Source organism: Amorphus suaedae (genome assembly GCF_053629675.1).
This window is the reverse complement of sequence record NZ_JBRJIT010000003.1, coordinates 234,662-251,814: the sequence shown is the minus strand read 5'-3', so window position 1 is coordinate 251,814 and position 17,153 is coordinate 234,662. Positions and strand designations below refer to the sequence as shown.

The 17,153-nt window shown below is 67.5% G+C and carries 14 protein-coding genes; 9 read left to right on the top strand and 5 right to left on the bottom strand.

The features are described 5' to 3' along the window. Positions 1 to 22: 22 nt before the first annotated feature. The 5 genes from AB7M35_RS22590 to AB7M35_RS22570 form a co-directional block, all read right to left on the bottom strand. Positions 23 to 1,105: a DUF1513 domain-containing protein gene (locus AB7M35_RS22590; RefSeq protein WP_453962836.1), complete on the bottom strand. Its 1,083-nt coding sequence runs from the start codon at positions 1,103 to 1,105 to the stop codon at positions 23 to 25. 116 nt (positions 1,106 to 1,221) lie between these two features. Further along, a complete protein-coding gene (locus AB7M35_RS22585; RefSeq protein ID WP_453962835.1) occupies positions 1,222 to 2,346 on the bottom strand; it encodes an imelysin family protein in 1,125 nt (374 codons plus the stop codon). Then, entirely contained in the window at positions 2,346 to 3,941 is a 1,596-nt protein-coding gene (locus AB7M35_RS22580; RefSeq protein ID WP_453962834.1) for a di-heme oxidoreductase family protein, read from the bottom strand. The genes AB7M35_RS22585 and AB7M35_RS22580 overlap by 1 nt, the downstream gene beginning before the upstream one ends. Positions 3,942 to 4,121: 180 nt before the next feature. Next, positions 4,122 to 5,402 carry an imelysin family protein gene (locus AB7M35_RS22575; RefSeq protein ID WP_453962833.1) on the bottom strand — a complete coding sequence of 427 codons (1,281 nt, stop codon included), beginning with the start codon at positions 5,400 to 5,402 and terminating at the stop codon, positions 4,122 to 4,124. A gap of 32 nt (positions 5,403 to 5,434) precedes the next feature. Then, a complete protein-coding gene (locus AB7M35_RS22570) occupies positions 5,435 to 5,932 on the bottom strand; it encodes a hypothetical protein (RefSeq protein ID WP_453962832.1) in 498 nt (165 codons plus the stop codon). A 534-nt stretch (positions 5,933 to 6,466) separates the two neighbouring features. On the opposite strand from AB7M35_RS22570, the gene AB7M35_RS22565 reads away from it, so the two are divergent. The 9 genes from AB7M35_RS22565 to AB7M35_RS22525 all read left to right on the top strand — a co-directional run bounded on the left by AB7M35_RS22565 (position 6,467) and on the right by AB7M35_RS22525 (position 17,111). Continuing rightward, positions 6,467 to 7,402 (top strand): sugar ABC transporter substrate-binding protein, encoded by a 936-nt coding sequence (locus AB7M35_RS22565; protein ID WP_453962831.1) that lies wholly within the window; start codon positions 6,467 to 6,469, stop codon positions 7,400 to 7,402. 118 nt (positions 7,403 to 7,520) lie between these two features. Further along, complete coding sequence (locus tag AB7M35_RS22560) at positions 7,521 to 8,315, top strand: SDR family oxidoreductase (protein WP_453962830.1); 795 nt, start codon at positions 7,521 to 7,523, stop codon at positions 8,313 to 8,315. A 279-nt stretch (positions 8,316 to 8,594) separates the two neighbouring features. Next, positions 8,595 to 9,611 (top strand): ABC transporter permease, encoded by a 1,017-nt coding sequence (locus AB7M35_RS22555; RefSeq protein WP_453962829.1) that lies wholly within the window; start codon positions 8,595 to 8,597, stop codon positions 9,609 to 9,611. A 12-nt stretch (positions 9,612 to 9,623) separates the two neighbouring features. Beyond that, complete coding sequence (locus AB7M35_RS22550) at positions 9,624 to 10,586, top strand: ABC transporter permease (protein WP_453962828.1); 963 nt, start codon at positions 9,624 to 9,626, stop codon at positions 10,584 to 10,586. Beyond that, positions 10,583 to 12,118 (top strand): sugar ABC transporter ATP-binding protein, encoded by a 1,536-nt coding sequence (locus AB7M35_RS22545; RefSeq protein WP_453962827.1) that lies wholly within the window; start codon positions 10,583 to 10,585, stop codon positions 12,116 to 12,118. Before AB7M35_RS22550 ends, AB7M35_RS22545 begins: the two co-directional genes overlap by 4 nt. A gap of 44 nt (positions 12,119 to 12,162) precedes the next feature. Beyond that, positions 12,163 to 12,870, top strand: a complete 708-nt coding sequence (locus tag AB7M35_RS22540) for a ThuA domain-containing protein (protein WP_453962825.1) — start codon at positions 12,163 to 12,165, stop codon at positions 12,868 to 12,870. Further along, positions 12,867 to 14,669, top strand: coding sequence for an extracellular solute-binding protein (locus AB7M35_RS22535; RefSeq protein ID WP_453962824.1), 1,803 nt, complete (start codon positions 12,867 to 12,869; stop codon positions 14,667 to 14,669). Before AB7M35_RS22540 ends, AB7M35_RS22535 begins: the two co-directional genes overlap by 4 nt. Positions 14,670 to 14,869: 200 nt before the next feature. Next, on the top strand, positions 14,870 to 16,042 hold the full coding sequence (locus tag AB7M35_RS22530; RefSeq protein ID WP_453962823.1) for an ABC transporter substrate-binding protein: 1,173 nt from the start codon (positions 14,870 to 14,872) through the stop codon (positions 16,040 to 16,042). Between the two features lie 208 nt (positions 16,043 to 16,250). Continuing rightward, positions 16,251 to 17,111 (top strand): branched-chain amino acid ABC transporter permease, encoded by an 861-nt coding sequence (locus tag AB7M35_RS22525; protein WP_453962822.1) that lies wholly within the window; start codon positions 16,251 to 16,253, stop codon positions 17,109 to 17,111. Positions 17,112 to 17,153 lie beyond the last annotated feature (42 nt).

Sequence of the window (17,153 nt, the reverse complement as noted above, 5' to 3'; positions counted from 1 at the left end):
TCGCGGGCCCTGTCTCCCGCCCTTAAAGCTCCACCGTGGCGATGTGGTTGTCCCAGGCGATGCCGCGGTCCTCGCGCACGAGGGCACCGTCCTGCCACAGGTTGCCCCTGCCGTCGGAGTAGACGAAGCCGGCGCCGTACGCTGTGAGCCCGCACGTGTCGGGGACGACGCGCTGTTCGATCACCTGTCGGGTGACGCTGTCGAAGACCGTCATCGAGCCACCGCGGGGGCTTGTCGATGCCACGCGCCGGCCGTCGAGGCTGGTCGCCATCGCGCCGATATAATGGTTCATCGCGCGGTAGACGCCGGCGTCGGCGGAGACGAGCGCCACGTCCTGGCCGCGGGCGTGGCTGCCGACCAGTTCCACCTGGTCGGTCAGCGGCCCCTCGTACTGTCCGCCGAACCAGACCGAGCCGTCGCCGGCCTCGGTGAGGTGGCGGATCGACATCTGGTGGTAGCTCTCGGGCAGCACCGCCCTGTCGAGCAGGTCCCCGGTCTGCGCGTCCACGTAGGCCAGACATGGCTCCATGGTCGCGAGGTTGAGCTTCATGCGGGGAAAGTCCGGATGGGTGGCAAGTCCGCCGTTGGCGATGGCGATGGTCCGCCCGTCCGACATCAGCAGCGCCTGGTGCGGGCCGATGCCACCGGCATCGAACTCGCCGATGCGCCGATAACCGTCGGTGGCGTCGTAGAGGCCGAGAACCCCGCGTTCGCCGTCGAAGTCGTTCTCGGTGGCAAAGAGCGTACGCCCGTCGGCGGAAAAGAATCCGTGGCCGTAGAAGTGACGGTCCTCGGGCGGCGTGAACACCAGCACCCGCTTGCGGTTGACCAGATCGAGGACCATCGCGAACCGGTCCGGCCGGCGGGCGAAGATGACCGCGGTCGAGCGGTCCGGCGAGATCGTCGCGTCGTGTCCGCGCCGTTCCAGCGGCTCGGAGAACAGCACGCGGCCATCGGGGTCAAAGACGCACGCCGTGTAGCGCCCGTCGGTTTCGCGGCGGCAGGCCACGAAGGCGGGGATCCCGTCGGCATGGGCGAAGCGGCAGAGCGGCGTGAAGCCGAGCGCGGCGATGCCGGCGAGAACGGTGCGGCGGTTGAAGTCCATCGGGGAGGCTCCCGGTCCGGTTGGTGGGGGTCCGGCGGCCCTTGTCGGGTCGTCATCGTGGTTCGAGACAGAAGCGCGCGGCAGGTGTCCGCAGCGGCGGCGTCGACCGGTGCCGTCTAGTCGCCGTCGAGGGCGTTGAAGCCCAGGATCAGTCCGAGGGCGGCCGGGTAACGGGTCGCCAGGATTTCCAGGGCGCCGGTGATCGGGATCGTCGCGTAGGTCAGGCGCTCGTGGGTGGCCGGATCCTTGACGATCTCCGCCCACGGGCGACCGCTCTTGCTGAGTTCCTCGAAGACCCCGCCCGCCTCGGCAAGCTGGAAGCGCAACGAGCCGGCATTGAAGGCGGCGTCGGCGGGCAGCAGGTTGGCGAGACCGCCCTCGTCCTGAAGCGTCTCGACCGCCTGGAGGTTCGCCTCGAGCGACGGCAACACCAGCCCGGAGCGCCAGAACGGCGCAAGCTTCGGCTTGGCGGCGGCGGGCGTTTCGCCGATCACCGCAACGATCTTCATGTCGCGCACGACCTGAAGCTGCTCGCGGCTGGCCTCCAGGAATTCCTGCACGACTTCGCCGTGGCTGCGGAAGACCGGATTATCGGGACCGGCGGTCCTCATCAGCGCGCCGTACCCGTCGGGCGCGGTCCAGCCGCTGCGGATTTCCTCGGCGGTCTTCAGGACCGCGCCGGCGATCGCCTCCGCATAGCGGCACCGATAGCCGGCGGGGGCAACCGCAAGCTCGGCCGCGTCGTCGTCGGCGATCACGTAGTCGAGGGCGATGAGGCCCTGGACTGCGACGCTCTTGGCGCGCAGCGTGTCGACGTCGAGGGCGGTCGGATCTTCTTCGGCCAGCAGGCTCTGAACCTGGCGCATACCGATACCGCGGCGGTCGGGCCAGAAGAAGTTCCGCTCGAACCGGTTGTCGTCCCGGGCCGGCCCGAAACGGTAGGGCTCCACCGCGGAGAACGCCAACACCAGATCGGCGAAGCCGTCGCGCGCGGCCTTCAGCGTATCGTCGCCGGGGGCGTCGCAAAGGCCGGAAATGGCCGCCTGTTCGGTGCGCGCCGCATCGACGAGCCGGTCGTAGGACGGCACGATGACGCGGGAAATGATCCGGTCGACCGCCGGCTTGAAGGCGATGGGCGCGCCCGTCTCCTGGGCCATGCCGGGAGACACGGCCTGGGTGGCGGCCAGCAGCAGGGCGATGGGTAGAGCGCGGAGCATGGAGGTCAGCATGGTTTGCACCATCACAGCGATTTCAGGAAGGCGATGAGGTCCGCCCGCTCGTGGGGCGCCAGGGCGGCGAAGGCGTCCCGTGAGGCCTTCGCCTCGCCGCCGTGCCAGAGGATCGCCTCGGTGAGGTTGCGGGCCCGGCCGTCGTGGAGGAAGAGGCTGTGCCCGCTCACGGCCTCGGTCAAGCCGATTCCCCAGAGGGGAGCCGTCCGCCATTCGCGGCCGTTAGCCTCGCCGACGGGGCGACCGTCGGCGAGGCCGTCGCCCATGTCGTGCAGCAGCATGTCGGTGTATGGCCAGATCAGCTGGAAGCGCAGCTCCGCCTGGTCCGCGTCGCGCCGCGTGACGTACTTGGGCACGTGGCAGGACGCGCAGCCTGCCTCGTAGAACAGCTTCTTGCCCGCCAGCACCCGGGGGTCGTCGATGTCGCGGCGGGCGGGGACGGCGAGGTTGCGCGAGTAGAACGCCACCAGATCCATCACCGGATCGGGGGCCTCGGTCGCGCCGAGCCGCGACTGCACGCCGGTCGGCAACGTCTTGCAGGCGGTCTGGTTCTCGGTGCAGTCCCCGTAAGGGTCGGGGACCTCGGGCGTCGAGATGCCGATGTCGCCCGAGAACGCGTTGGCCGACTGGGTGCGCACGTCCGGCATCGAGGCCTTCCAGCCGAAGCGGCCGAGGGTCATCTCGCCCGTCTCAGGATCCCGCACCAGGCTCGGCTTGCCGGAAATGCCGTCGCCGTCCGCGTCGTCGGGATCGGCGTGGGCGAGGATATCGGCCGGGTGAATGGCCTCCAGCAGGCCCAGCCCGATCATCGGCGGGGCGACGCGCGGCGACAGCAGCACGTCGGGATCCATCGGGCCGTAGCCGAGGTCGGTCACCGAATAGCTCGGCGCGCGGAGGACGACCGTCTCGCCGCCGGCAAGCTCCACGGGGACATCCGTGTAGTCGATCCGCATGTGTCCCTCGATGGGGATGCCCGGCGCCGCGAAATCCTGGAGCTGGCCGCCGTAGGTGGGCTCGGGGATAGACAGCAGGGCCCTGGAGGCCAGCGCTTCCCGGTCGACGTCGGTCTTCGGCGGCACCGACAGGCGCAGGAACATGGACGTGGCGGCATCGTCGGCGCTGGACGGCGGATGCCCGCGGCCGTCCTTCAGGTGGCAGCGCTGGCAGGAGCGCGCGTTGTAGAGCGGGCCGAGCCCGTCGGAGGCCTGCGTCGACGACGGGGCGGGCACCCAGAGCTTCTTGAAGAGGCCGTTGCCCAGCTTGAAGTCGCGCTCGCCCTCGAACGACAGGTTGGCGGAGAAATCGGAAAAGGAGTTGATGCCGACGCTGGCGGTGGAGGTGGCGGCACCCCCCGACATGCGCTCGAAACGCTCCGGCTTCGTGAAGTCTGTGGTCGGCCGCGTCACGGCCTCGACGCGGCCGCGATCGGTCGGCGTCAGGTCGGTGCGGGTGGTCGGAATGGTGTCGGCGGTGGAGGGTGGCGTGTCGGGGCCGGCAGAGGCGGCGAGGACCGCCGATGTGGCGATCAGGAGACCGGTGGCGAGCGGCAGAATGTGCCGAGCGCGCGGGCCGGTTGTATGCGCCGAATGGACCATGGAAGCGGTCATGTACTCGATGCGGGATCGGCGGCCGGGACCTTGCGTTCCCGCATGCGCGCGCCGCTCCCGGCAGGTGTCGTTCGGGCGGGGGGCGCGGCGGTCGGCCGGCGGAGCCCGCTATGTGCCCGAAAAGGCAAGAGGCGGGCCTGAGCCCGCCCCTCTATTCCGTCGGACGAAAGCGTCCGTCAATCACTGAAAGACGGCGTTCGGATTGTCGAGGCTGTCGGATCCCTCGAATTCGACGCTCGAGAGGTCCAGGGTCGCCACCGCCCGCTCGATGGTGCGGGTCTGGTCGATCAGCCCGTCGATGGCGGCCTGCACCACCGCGTTGCCGACCTCGTTGCCTTCGCCGATCATCTGATCGTAGGCCTCAACGGTCTCGCCGCGCGCCTTCATGATCGCCATGGCCGCAACGGTCGCGTCGAGCTTGGCCAGCAGTTCGTCGTTCACCGCCGGATCGGCCGCGGCGACCAGGTCGCTGATCGACGGACCGTCGACGACGCTGCCGTCGATGCGCCGATAGTGGCCGGTGTAGACGTTGCGGATGCCGATCTGGTCGAAGTAGTGCGAGTTGACCGTGTTGTCGGAGAAGCAGTCGTGCTCTTCCTCCGGATCGTGCAGCAGCAGGCCGAGCTTCATGCGCTCGCCGGCCAGCTCGCCGTAGGAGAGCGACCCCATGCCGGTGAGAATGGTCGACAGGCCGGCGGCCTCGTCGTCCATCAGCGCGGTACGGGCGGCGCCGTCCGCGGTCCAGTTGTCGACCATTTCCTGAAGGTCCGCGACGAGCAGCGTGCTGGCGGCCTTGAGATACTGGGCGCGCCGGTCGCAGTTGCCGTGGGTGCAGGCGTCGCCGCTGGCGTAGTCGGTTGCCGGGCGGGCACCGGCGCCCGGGCCGGTGCCGTTCAGGTCCTGGCCCCAGAGCAGGAATTCGATGGCGTGGTAGCCGGTGGCGACGTTCGCCTCGACCTCCTCGGCCTCCTGCAGCTTGTTCGCCAGCAGGTCAGGCGTGATCTCGGAGGCGTCGACCTTCTCGCCGTTGATGGTGATCTCCGGGTTGGCGATCACGTTGACGGTGTAGAGCGCGTTGGAATCGGAGTCGGTGCCGTAGGAGGCGTCCACGTAGTCGATCAGCCCCTCGTCGAGCGGCCAGGCGTTCACCCGTCCCTCCCAGTCGTCGACGATCGGGTTGCCGAAGCGGAAGGCCTCGGTCTGCTGGTAGGGCGCGCGGGCGACGACCCAGGCGGCCTTGGCGGCGAGCAGCGTCGCCTCGGACGGATTGGCGATCAGCGCGTCGACCGCGGCGTCGAGCGCGGTCGCGGTTTTGAGCGAGTCCTCGTAGCCTGCGTGGGCGATGTCGGCGTAGGTCGTCAGCACGTCCTTGGGCGACTGGGCCGCCGCGGGCACGCTGAACGCCACCACCGACGCGGCGACGGCAAGGGAGAGGTCTCGAAACATTCTGAACTCCTTCATAGGTCGATTCAAAGGTCGCACGCAGGTCTGGATCAGTGGAATTGTCCGACGGGAGGGCGGCCGACGATGTCCTTCATCATTTCCGCCGGGATCGGAAGCAGCGCCTGGCCGAGGTCCATCAGCGTCGCCGCGTAGCGGCCGGCCGCGTCGGTGATCTCGTTGCTGCGGGGGCAGCCGCCGAGGCCGGAGATGCAGCAGCCGCGTAGCGTCACGTCGTTGTGCTGGCAGGCTGCCACCAGCCCGACGGCGAGGCACTCTTCCCGGCAGAGCCACTTCGCCCCGTACGGAAACATCCGCAACGGACAACCGGCGCAGCCGCGCAGCGCTCGCACGAAGCCGGAGAGGTCGGAGACGGCGCGCCGTCCGTCGGCGTCGCCAAGCTCGGTCATGTAGAAGCTCCACGCGAGCTCCCACGGTTCGATCGAGCCGGTTTCGTAACCGGCCATCCAGCGTCGATAGCCTTCGACGACGAGCCGTTCGGGCCGCCGCTCGAGGTAGCTGTTGGTAGAGGCGGAGGATTCCTGGCGCATCGTTTTCCCCCCGTCGCGCCTGACGGTCGCTGTCCCTGAGGCCGTCGGCAGCCGCTGTGGCGGATGCCGCCCTGAACCCCCGACGGACATCATCCGAACCTGCGAAGCAAGGTTCGGTACCAAGACGAAACGGTTCTACACTGTGATCGATTTCGAGCCGAGCAATAAAACGGAAAGCAGATCGCCTCAACCGTTATCTTTTCGAACGGTTATAGATCAGAAATAGAATAATTTTAATCGAGCGGTGGCAACTACATTGGAAGATCTACAATCTTGCCGGCCCGTGCGAGTTCCAGCTGGGGAGCCGTGCGTCGGTCGGGCCGCCGCGCAAGCTGGTCCCGCGTGGCCGAGACGGTGCGCAATCAACCCGCGCGTTGCGGGGCGGACCCATCCTCCGATATCCATTTTGGACAGATTCGCGCCACAGCCCCCGCGCCGCATGTGACACCTTCGACAGGTAACCGGAGGCGGCCCGCCGCACTCCGAAAAAAGATAGGGCGCGGCCCTCGAAGGCGCGCCGAACGGGAGGAAACCATGAAGCGCGTGCTCCTTGCATCCGTAGCCGCGTCGGTGTTGCTCGCCGGCCCGGCGCTGGCCGACAAGATCACCGTCGGCATTACCCAGAACAACGTCGGCGTCGACAGCTACCAGACCACCTACGAGAAGGCCTTCATCGCTGCCGCCGATGCCGATCCGGACGTCGACGCGGTCGTGCTCGACGCCGGTGGCGACGTCGCCCGCCAGATCGGCCAGATGCAGGACCTGATCCAAAAGCAGGTCGACGTCATCGTGATCTGGCCGACCAACGGCCAGGCGGTGGTGCCGATCGTGCGCCAGGCCAAGCAGAAGGGCATCCCGGTGGTCGTGACCAACAGTCAGATCGCCGATGCCGGCCAGGAATTCATCGCTGCCTTCTCCGGCCCCAACAACATCATCCAGGGCCAGTATTCCGCGCAGATGATGTGCGATGCCCTCGACGGGAAGGGCGAGGTCGTGCAGATCTCGGGTCAGCCGGGCTACACCACGGCCATCGAACGCCAGAAGGGCTTCGAGGACGAGCTTGCCAAGAGCTGCCCGGGCGTCAAGATCCTGGAAACCCAGCCGGGCGACTGGAACCGCGAGAAGTCCCAGCGGGTGATGGAGAACTTCCTCACCAAGTACGACAAGATCGACGGCGTCTATTCCGGCGACGACAACATGGGCGTCGGCGCGCTCAACGCGGCAAAGGCGGCCGGACGGGCCGACGGCATGATCTTCATCGGCGCCACCAACTTCGCGGTGGGCTACGAGGCGATGGAACGCGGCGAGTACTACGGCTCGGTCTACCAGTCACCGGTCGACGACGCGAAGAACGCGCTGGCCACCGCCAAGGCCGTGGCGGCCGGGGAAGAGGTGCCGAAGCTCAACTACTTCGACACGCCGAAGATCACCCAGGACAACATGAAGGACTTCGACAAGCCGGTCTTCTGACCGGCGGCCGAAGCTCCCTTTTCCCAACTCACCATCAGACCGCCTCGGGCGGCAGCGGAGACGTGTGTCCGCTGCCGTGCCCCCGGCGCGTGATGCGGCATCAGCGAGGAACGAACCCATGGGACGCATGGAGGGCAGGAACGTCATCGTGACGGGCGCGGGTCGAGGTATCGGCATGGCGATCGCCGACGCGCTCCTCAAGGAAGGCGCCAATGTCTGCTACGGCGACCTGAGCCCGGACGTGGCCGATGTCGCGAACGGCGCGGCCGACCGCATCGCCGGCACCGCCGGAAAGGCGATCGGTGTGCGGGTCGACGTCACCCGCCGCGACCAGGTGAAGGCGATGATCGACGAGGTCGTCGGCATGTTCGGCTCGCTCGACGTCAAGTTCAACAACGCCGGCGTGAACAAGCCCATGAACTTCCTCGACGTGACAGAGGAGAACTGGGATTTCATCATGCGGATCAACGGCCTCGGCGTGCTGATCGGCAGCCAGGAGGCGGCCCGGCAGATGATCGCGCAGGGCAACGGCGGCAAGATCGTCAACACCTGCTCCATCGCCAGCCGCCAGGGCTTCGACAACGTCGCGCCCTATTGCGCCTCGAAGTTCGCGGTGCTGTCGCTGACCCAGTCCGCGGCCCGTGACCTGGCGAAGCACAAGATCACCGTCAACGGCTTCGCGCCGGGGGTGGTCAACACTGAGCTGTGGCGCCAGCTCGACCAGGATCTGATGGAGATCGGGGCCTCGGAAAAGCCCGGTCAGGCGATGGAGGAGTTTTCCTCCGGCATCCTGATGGGCCGGCCGGCAACGCCCGACGACATCGTCGGAACGGCGACCTTCCTGGCGTCCGCCGATTCCGACTACATGACGGGCCAGTGCATGATGATCGATGGTGGCATGATCCTGGTCTAGAGCGTCTTCCGATGCGGTGGACACGCCCGATCGGCAAGACGCGGGATCCGGTGTCGATGCCCCGAGCAATCCGAACGGGAATTGCTCGGGACAGCCTCCAGCCGCGCCGGACTCCGGCAGCCGGCTGGAACCACGCCAGGAACGGGTGGCTGGGACCGTGAATTCGGCGCCAGCCCACGAAGGCTTCGGTTTGAACCGGGCGACAATGGTCGGCGATGGTGCCGGCCGCGACCTCCGAAAGACCGGCGCCAGACCGGCAGGGAGGCGGGAGGAACGACAATGGCGAAAGTCGATGCCGGGGCCGGGAATCCGGCCGAACGGCGGCCTTTTCTGACCGGGGAGGGCGTGCGGCGGATCCTGCAGACGCAGGGGATCCTGATCGCCTTCATCCTGTTTCTGATCGCGTTCTCGCTCTCCAGCGACCGCTTCGCGAGCCTCGACAACATCTCCACCGTCTTCCGCCAGGTGTCGATCATCGGGACCATGGCGCTGGGCGTGACGATCGTCGTGATCGGCGGCAATCTCGACCTCTCCGTGGGATCGCTGCTGTCGTTCACGACCGTCCTCGTCGTCGACCTCCACGACAAGATCGGACCCGGGCCGGCGATCCTGGTGATGTTCGCGGCGGCGCTCGCCGTCGGCGCGGTGAACGGAATCCTCGTCGGCTTCGCGCGGCTCAATTCACTCATCGTCACGCTCGGCATGCTGTCGGCCATCCAGGGCGCAACGTTGATCTATTCGGGCGGCCAGAACGTCGACGTCGTCGAGCAGGAAAGCACCTGGTTCGCCTTCTTCGGCCGCGACTTCCTGCTGGGCATCGCGGTGCCCACCTGGATCTTCCTGGTGCTCGCCGTCGTCTGTCACATCGTGCTCACGCGCACGACGTTCGGCCGCCGCGTCTTCGCGGTCGGCGGCAACCCAACGGCCGCCGCCTTCTCCGGGGTCCGCCGCGGCTGGGTGGTGTTCTCCACCTACCTGATCTCGGCCGCGACCACCGGCTGCGCGGCGCTCATCCTCGGCAGCCGCGTGATGGGCAGCCAGAACAACGTCGGCCAGGGCTACGAACTGCTCGTGCTGGCGGGCGTCATCCTCGGCGGAACCTCGCTGCTCGGCGGGTCCGGCTCGATCCCGAAGACCGTCATCGGCGTCCTGATCCTGGGTTTCATCCAGAACGGACTTCTGCTGATGGGCTACCCCTATTACGCCCAGTGGCTGGTCACCTGGGTCGTCATCATCCTTGCTGTCTGGCTGGACGTCGCGTCCAAGCGCGGCCGGCTGCTGACGACCACGAGCTGAGGAGGGGCGATCATGACACCCGTGCGCAGCGGTCTGGCCAGGCTGATGGTGGTGCCGCCGATCTGGCTCATCCTCGGCGCCTGCCTGATCTTCTTCTCGGTCTTCGCCGACAACTTCCTGGCGCTGACCAACTTCACCAACATCCTGATCCAGACGTCGACCATCGGGCTGATCGCGCTCGGCATGACCGTGGTGATGATCAACGGCAACATCGACCTGTCGGTCGGCGCAGTCGTGGCGCTGGCGGCCAGCCTGTCGGTCGGCCTGCAGGATCAGCTCGGCATCCTGCCGGCGGTGATGGTGGGGCTCGGCGCCGGCATCGCGCTTGGTTTCGTCAACGGCATGATCGTCTGGAAGACGGGCGTCGACGCCTTCATTGTCACCCTCGGCGCGATGATCGGCGTCCGTGGACTGGTGTTCCTCTACACCAAGGAGCAGTCGTTCTTTTCCATGAACTTCGCCTACGCCGACTTCGGGATGTCGTCGTTCGTCGGCCTGCCGACGCTGGCGATCGTGTTCCTCGCCTTCACCGTGCTGATGCACTGGATGATGACGTCGACCACCCACGGCCGGAACGCCTACGCGGTCGGCGGCAACCGGGAGGCGGCCGAGAACGCCGGCATCCGCGTCGGCTGGCACATGGTCGCGAACTTCATGCTCATCGGCTTTTTCGCGGCGCTGGCCGGCATCACGCTGTCCACCCAGATGGGCGCTTCCACCCCCAATCTCGGCGTCAACTACGAGCTCTGGACGATCACCGCCGTGGTGCTCGGCGGCACCAAGCTCGCCGGTGGCGCCGGATCGATCCTCGGCACCCTCGGCGGGGTGCTGACCATCGGCGTGCTGCGCAACGGCATGAACCTCATGCAGGTGCCCGCCTTCTACGTGCTCGTCGTCATGGGCGTGATCCTGATCGCCGTCCTGTTCGTCGACCAGCGGGTGAGCAGCCGCGAGGCGGAGGAGCTGAAGCTGTGACCCCTGTTGCCCATCACACCGAAGCCGAACTCGCTGACCTCAAGGCAAAGGCGCCGCTCCTCGTACTCGACGGGGTGACCAAGACCTTCCCCGGCGTGAAGGCCCTCGACGAAGTGTCCTTCGAGGTTCGCCACGGCGAGGTCCACGCGCTGCTGGGCGAGAACGGGGCAGGCAAGTCGACCCTGATGAAGGTGCTCGCCGGCAACCACCAGGCCGATCGCGGCCAGGTCCATCTGGAAGGCGAGGTGGTGAAGGTCGACAATCCGCTGGAGGCGAAGAAGCGCGGCATCGTTCTGATCCACCAGGAGCTTTCGCTGGTTCCGGAGATGACGGTTGCCGAGAACATCTTCCTCGGCTCGCTGCCGACCACCCTGCTCGGGATGGTCGACTGGCGGACGCTGTTCGACAAGGCGGGGCGGATCCTCGATCAGCTCGGCTGCCGCTTCGCCGCCTCCGACAAGGTCGACGACCTCTCCATCGCCAACCGCCAGATGGTCGAGATCGCCCGTGCGCTGGTGTTCACGCCCAAGGTTGTGGTCTTCGACGAGCCGACCGCGTCGCTCACCGATGCGGAGAAGGTCGTGCTGTTCGACATCATCGAACGGCTGAAGCAGGAGCGGGTGGGGATCGTCTACATCTCCCATCGCATGGACGAGATCTTCACGCTCTCCGACCGCATCACCGTGCTGCGCGACGGTGCGGTGCGTGGCACGCTCGTCACGGCCGAGACCAGCGAGGACGAAGTCACCCGGCTGATGATCGGCCGCTCGCTGGAACGCCGTCCGGTGGCGGCGTCCGGCACCACCGGCGCGGTGGCCCTGGAGGTGAAGGGGCTGTCCTGCGGCGCTCTCTTCCGGGACATCTCCTTCCGTCTGCACGCGGGCGAAGTGGTGGGCATGTACGGCCTCATCGGCGCCGGGCGCACCGAGATCGCGGAGACCATCTTCGGCCTCCGCACGCCCGATGCCGGCGAGATCCGCATCGACGGCGAGGTGGTCGAGATCACCTCGCCGCCGGAGGCGATCCGCCACGGCATCGCGCTGGCGCCCGAAAGCCGCAAGGAGCAGGGCCTGGTTCTCAACATGAACTGCCGGGACAACATGTCCCTCGCCCAGCTGGAGGGTGTCTCGCGTACCGGCTGGCTCGATCGGACCGCCGAGCAGGCGATCTACGACGACTACGCGGACCGGCTGGCGCTGAAGTCGCCGAGCTGGCGCACCCCCGTCGTCAACCTGTCCGGCGGCAACCAGCAGAAGGTGGTGCTCGGCAAGTGGCTTTCCACGAAGCCGCGCATCCTCATCGTCGACGAGCCGACGCGAGGCATCGACGTCGGCTCGAAATCCGAGATCCACGCGCTGATCCGGCGACTCGCGGCAAGCGGCATCGCCGTGCTGGTCATCTCGTCGGAGATGCCGGAGGTGCTGGGCGTGTCCGACCGGATCCTGGCGCTCTACCACGGCCGGCTCGCGGCGGAGTTCGATGCCGCGAGCGTCACCGAGGACGCCCTGGTCCAGGCGATCTCCGGCATGTGACCGGCGGCGCCCGCGTTCCCCTCACCAAGCGATCGAGGCGCACCATGAAGGCAGCACTTTTCTGCGGTGGCTGGGAAGGCCACAAGCCCGAGGCGTTCCGCGCCTGGGCGGAGGGACTCCTGTCGGCCAACGGGTTCGAGGTCGAAAGCCACGACACGCTGGCGCCGCTCGCCGACCGGGACGCCATGCGCGATGTCGATCTGATCGTGCCGATCTGGTCGTCGGCGCGCTCGGCTCACCGGCCCGAGTTCGGCACCATGACGAAGGACGAGGAGGACGGCCTGCTCGCCGCGATCGCCGGCGGATGCGGCATCGCCGGCTGGCACGGCCACATGGGGGACGCCTTCCGCGACCGGCCCACCTACCACTTCCTGATCGGCGGCCAGTTCGTGGCCCATCCGCCCGGCTGGCCGGACAATCCGGTACCGTCGGACGATTTCGTCGACTACGACGTCACCGTCACCAACCCCGGTCACCCGATCATGCAGGGTATCGACAGTTTCCGGCTGCGCTCGGAACAGTATTATATGCTGGTCGATCCCTCCAACGATGTGCTCGCCACCACCACCTTTTCCGGCGAGCATCTCTGGTGGATCGAGGGCGCGACCATCCCGGTGGTCTGGACCCGGCGCTGGGACAAGGGCCGCGTGTTCTACTGTTCCATCGGCCATGAGGTGGCCGATCTGGAGGTACCGCAGGTGACGGAAATCATGCGCCGCGGCGTCCTGTGGGCTGCCCGGCAACGATCATGAACGCACCCACGCGTCGATCGGGCGAAGGGTTCGGGCCGGCTCCCCCCAAGGTGCGCCAGCGGGGGGCGACCGGCAGCGATCCCACGGCGGCCATCCGCTTCACGCCTGAGGAGATGCTGCGCTTCATCGATTTCCTGGAGGAGGTCGAGAGCGAGGGCGAGCACGTGCTGCCCCTGTTCACCGCCGATCCCTATCTGCGCATGACGCTTTTTCTCATGCGCAACCACATCGACGGCAAGCTGACGACGATCTCGTCGCTGGCGATCGCGTCGGGCATTCCCTACGCCACCGCCATGCGGCGCATCCAGGACATGATCGGCTCCGGCCTCATCGACCAGCGGGCGCGATCGGCGTCGGGCAAGAGCTTCTCGCTCCATCCGAGCGCGACCCTCATCGAGGCGTGGATCGATTATGCCCACCGGGTGAAGCTCTTGGTCGGCAAGGCGCTCGGCCTCTCCGACAAGGGCCGCGGCGCCGACTACTATTTCGGCGGCTCCTATCTGAAGGCGCGCATCATCCCGATGCCGGCGGCGCGCACGACGCCCCTCAACATCACCGCGCCGCTGCGCATCCTCGTCCACGCCGACCCCACCTTCATGACCATGGACACGCTGAAGCGGCAGTTCGAGCAGCTGCTCGGCGTGTCGATCCGCAACCGCGCGCTGTCCATCGACCGGCTGCGGCTGGAAGCGCTGGAGAACGCGTCGCGTCCGGCATCGGCCTACGACATCATCGCCGCCGACCTCCCGTGGATCGGCGAGTTCGGCGAAAAGGGTGTGCTGGCACCCATCGACGACTTCGTCGCTCGCGATCACGTCGACGCGTCCGACTTCCACGCCGCCGGCTGGCAGGGCTGCTTCTACCGGGGACGCCAGTACGGGGTGCCGATCCAGACGACGCCCGAGCTGCTGTTCTACCGCACCGATCTCCTGGAGGAGGCGGGGCTTGCGCCGCCGGAGACGACCGACGATCTGCTGGCCGCCGCCAAGCGGCTGCACCGGCCGGAGCGCAACCTGCGCGGCATCGCCTGGAACGGCGCCAAGGGCACGCCGCTCGGCCACACCTTCATGTTCACCATGGCCGACTTCGGCCAGCCGGTGGTGAACCTTCGCCGCCGCGGCGCCCACTTCGACACCGGCGACCTGGAGGGCGAGCGCCTGCGTCCACGCATCGACAGCGAGGGCGGTCGCGCGGCGGCCGACTTCCTGATGCGCCTCCTCGACGTGTCGGCCCCCGAGGTGCTGACCATGTCGTGGTTCGAGCGCGTGAAGGCCTACTCGGAAGGGCGCGTCGCGATGGCCTACGGCTACTCGCTGCTGGCGCCCTATTTCGAGCTCGACCCGACCTCGCCTGTCTACGGCCGCACCGGCTTCCTGCCGCATCCCGCCGGCCCCGGGGCGGCGCGGGTCGCACCCGTCGGCGGCTATGTCCTCGGCATCCCGGCCAACATCGCGCCCGACCGGCGGCTGGCGACCGAGAAGGCGGTGCGGCTGCTCACCTCCGCCGAGGCGTGCAAGCTCTACATCACCAACGGCTCGCGGGTGTGCCCGCGCTACTCCGTCTCCGCCGATCCCGACGTGCGCGACCTGTCGCCGATCATCGAGGCGGTGGACGACATCGCCCGCGACGGCAGCCTGCAGCTTTGGCCCCGGCCGCCGGTCCCGGAGTTTGCCGAGATCACGGGCATCCTCGGTGAGGAGATCCATCTCATGCTGCGCCGGGAGAAAAGTGTCGCGGCCGCCCTCGCCGACGCCCAGGATCGGGCCGACCGGCTGATGCAGGCGAACGGCCGCTACTGAGCCGTTGCCCTCGCGGGCCCCCCCGCTTGACACTCCGCGGATAAAGCTGACAGTCGGGGGAAGAGGTTTGCCCCCAAACCAAGCGCATCGCGCGGCCGGCGGGCGTCCCGGTGCCGTCCCTTTTTCGATGGCGCGCGGAAGGCTATAACGCAGTCACGACAGGGCGGATTCAACCGTCTGACGATCCTGGAGGAAAACGAATGAGCAGACACGGAATTCTTGGCAAGGCCGGCATCGTCGCCGCCGCGCTTCTCGTCTCCGGCAGCGTCTACGCCGCCGACACCGTCAAGGTCGGACTGATCCTGCCGATGACGGGACCCTTCGCCTCGACCGGCCGTCAGGTCGAGACCGCCGCGAAGGCCTACATGGCCACCCATGGCGACGAGGTCGCCGGCAAGACGATCGAACTGGTCGTTAAGGACGACGGTGGCGTTCCGGACCAGACCAAGCGCCTCGCCCAGGAACTCGTCGTCAATGATGGGGTCAACATCCTGGCCGGCTTCGGCCTGACGCCGCTCGCCTTCGCCACCGCCCCGATCGCCAGCCAGGCGAAGGTGCCGATGGTGGTGATGTCGGCCGGCACGTCGTCGATCACCGAGAAGTCGCCCTACATCGTGCGGACGTCGTTCACCCTTCCCCAGTCGACGGTTCCGCTGGCCAAGTGGGCGGCCGAGAACGGCATCAAGACCGTCGTCACGGTCGTCGCCGACTATGCGCCGGGCCTCGACAGCGAGACGAGCTTCAGCAAGGAGTTCGAGAAGAACGGCGGCAAGATCGTCGAAAGCATCCGCGTGCCCGTCGCCAACCCCGACTTCGCGCCGTTCCTGCAGCGCGTGCGCGACGCCAAGCCGGACGCGGTGTTCGTGTTCGTGCCGTCCGGCGTCGGGTCCGCGTTCATGAAGCAGTTCAAGGAGCGCGGCCTCGCCGAGGCCGGCATCAAACTGATCGGAACCGGTGACGTCACCGACGACGACATCCTCAACGACATGGGCGATGTGGCCAAGGGCGTGATCACCACGCACATCTACTCCGCCGACCATCAGTCCGACGCGAACGCCAATTTCAAGGAAGCCTTCAAGGCGGCCGGTGGCGGACGCCCGAACTTCATGGCCGTCGGCGGCTGGGACGGCATGGCCCTGATCTACGGTGCGCTGGAGAAGACCGGCGGCGACACCGACGGCACCAAGCTCGTCGACGCGATGAAGGGCATGGAGTGGGAAAGCCCGCGCGGCCCGATCTCCATCGATCCGGAGACCCGCGACATCATCCAGAACGTCTACTATCGCAAGGTCGAGGAAAAGAACGGCGAACTCTACAATGTGGAGTTCGGCAAGGACGAGGCCGTCAAGGATCCCGGCAAGGCCGGCAAGTAGCGGCTTCGCCCGAGAGACGCGCACCGCCGGGCGGGTTCTCCTCCCGGCGGTGTTGTGACCGACGTGCAGGTGGATGCCCGGAGGGGGCGTGGCGAGCGGGGTGATCCCCGTCGGTCCGGCCTGATGATCCCGACGGCTGCACCCCCTGCGGCCCGCCCGCGCCCCCGAGAGGATCGTCTCCGGGGATGTTCCGCCCGAAGGCGTATCGATGCTCACCATCCTCTTCGACGGCGTCGCCTACGGCATGCTTCTCTTCGTGCTGGCGTGCGGCCTTGCCGTCACCCTCGGCCTGATGAACTTCGTCAACCTGGCCCACGGCGCGTTCGCCATGGCGGGCGGCTATCTCACCGTCATCCTGATGAACGACTACGGGATCTCGTTCTTCCTGTGCCTGCCGGCCGCCTTCCTCGTCGCAGCACTTCTGGGAGCGGTCCTGGAACGCACCCTCTACCGCCATCTTTACGATCGCGGCCATCTCGACCAGGTGCTGTTTTCCGTCGGGCTCATCTTCATCGCCATTTCGGCCATCGACTACTTCATGGGGGCGCGCCAGCAGATCGTCACGCTGCCGGAAATCCTGCGCGGGCGGATCGAGATTTTCGGCGTGCCCGTCGGGGTCTCGCGGCTGTTCATCATCGGCATGTGCGCGCTGATCATGATCGGGCTCCAGTACGTGCTGGCCTACACCCGCTTCGGAAGTCGGCTGCGCGCCGCGGTCGACGATGGCCGGGTTGCGCGGGGCCTGGGCATCAATGTCGGCGCGGTGTTCGCCATCACCTTCGCCGTCGGCTCCGGTCTCGCCGGCCTCGGCGGCGCGCTGGGCGCCGACATCCTCGGCCTCGACCCGACCTTCCCGCTGCGCTTCATGATCTACTTCCTGATCGTCGTCACCGTGGGCGGCACCTCGTCCATCACCGGCCCGTTCATCGCCTCGCTGATCCTCGGCGTCGCCGACGTGGCTGGCAAATATTACTTCCCGGCCGTCGGCTCGTTCGTCATCTACGCGGTCACCGTGGGCATCCTGTTGTGGCGTCCCTACGGACTTCTGGCGCGGGAGAACGCCCGGTGAGCACCCCCGACGAGACCGTTTCGCGTCCGGCTCCGGCCGCCC

What these genes read in the sequence shown, in the direction of transcription:
- AB7M35_RS22555 (WP_453962829.1), top strand. Translation starts at nt 8,595, where the DNA reads ATGGCGAAAGTCGATGCCGGGGCCGGGAATCCGGCCGAACGGCGGCCT.
- AB7M35_RS22565 (WP_453962831.1), top strand. Translation starts at nt 6,467, where the DNA reads ATGAAGCGCGTGCTCCTTGCATCCGTAGCCGCGTCGGTGTTGCTCGCC.
- AB7M35_RS22575 (WP_453962833.1), bottom strand. Translation starts at nt 5,402, where the DNA reads ATGAAGGAGTTCAGAATGTTTCGAGACCTCTCCCTTGCCGTCGCCGCG.
- AB7M35_RS22535 (WP_453962824.1), top strand. Translation starts at nt 12,867, where the DNA reads ATGAACGCACCCACGCGTCGATCGGGCGAAGGGTTCGGGCCGGCTCCC.
- AB7M35_RS22550 (WP_453962828.1), top strand. Translation starts at nt 9,624, where the DNA reads ATGACACCCGTGCGCAGCGGTCTGGCCAGGCTGATGGTGGTGCCGCCG.
- AB7M35_RS22530 (WP_453962823.1), top strand. Translation starts at nt 14,870, where the DNA reads ATGAGCAGACACGGAATTCTTGGCAAGGCCGGCATCGTCGCCGCCGCG.
- AB7M35_RS22540 (WP_453962825.1), top strand. Translation starts at nt 12,163, where the DNA reads ATGAAGGCAGCACTTTTCTGCGGTGGCTGGGAAGGCCACAAGCCCGAG.
- AB7M35_RS22560 (WP_453962830.1), top strand. Translation starts at nt 7,521, where the DNA reads ATGGGACGCATGGAGGGCAGGAACGTCATCGTGACGGGCGCGGGTCGA.
- AB7M35_RS22580 (WP_453962834.1), bottom strand. Translation starts at nt 3,941, where the DNA reads ATGACCGCTTCCATGGTCCATTCGGCGCATACAACCGGCCCGCGCGCT.
- AB7M35_RS22590 (WP_453962836.1), bottom strand. Translation starts at nt 1,105, where the DNA reads ATGGACTTCAACCGCCGCACCGTTCTCGCCGGCATCGCCGCGCTCGGC.
- AB7M35_RS22585 (WP_453962835.1), bottom strand. Translation starts at nt 2,346, where the DNA reads ATGGTGCAAACCATGCTGACCTCCATGCTCCGCGCTCTACCCATCGCC.
- AB7M35_RS22570 (WP_453962832.1), bottom strand. Translation starts at nt 5,932, where the DNA reads ATGCGCCAGGAATCCTCCGCCTCTACCAACAGCTACCTCGAGCGGCGG.
- AB7M35_RS22525 (WP_453962822.1), top strand. Translation starts at nt 16,251, where the DNA reads ATGCTCACCATCCTCTTCGACGGCGTCGCCTACGGCATGCTTCTCTTC.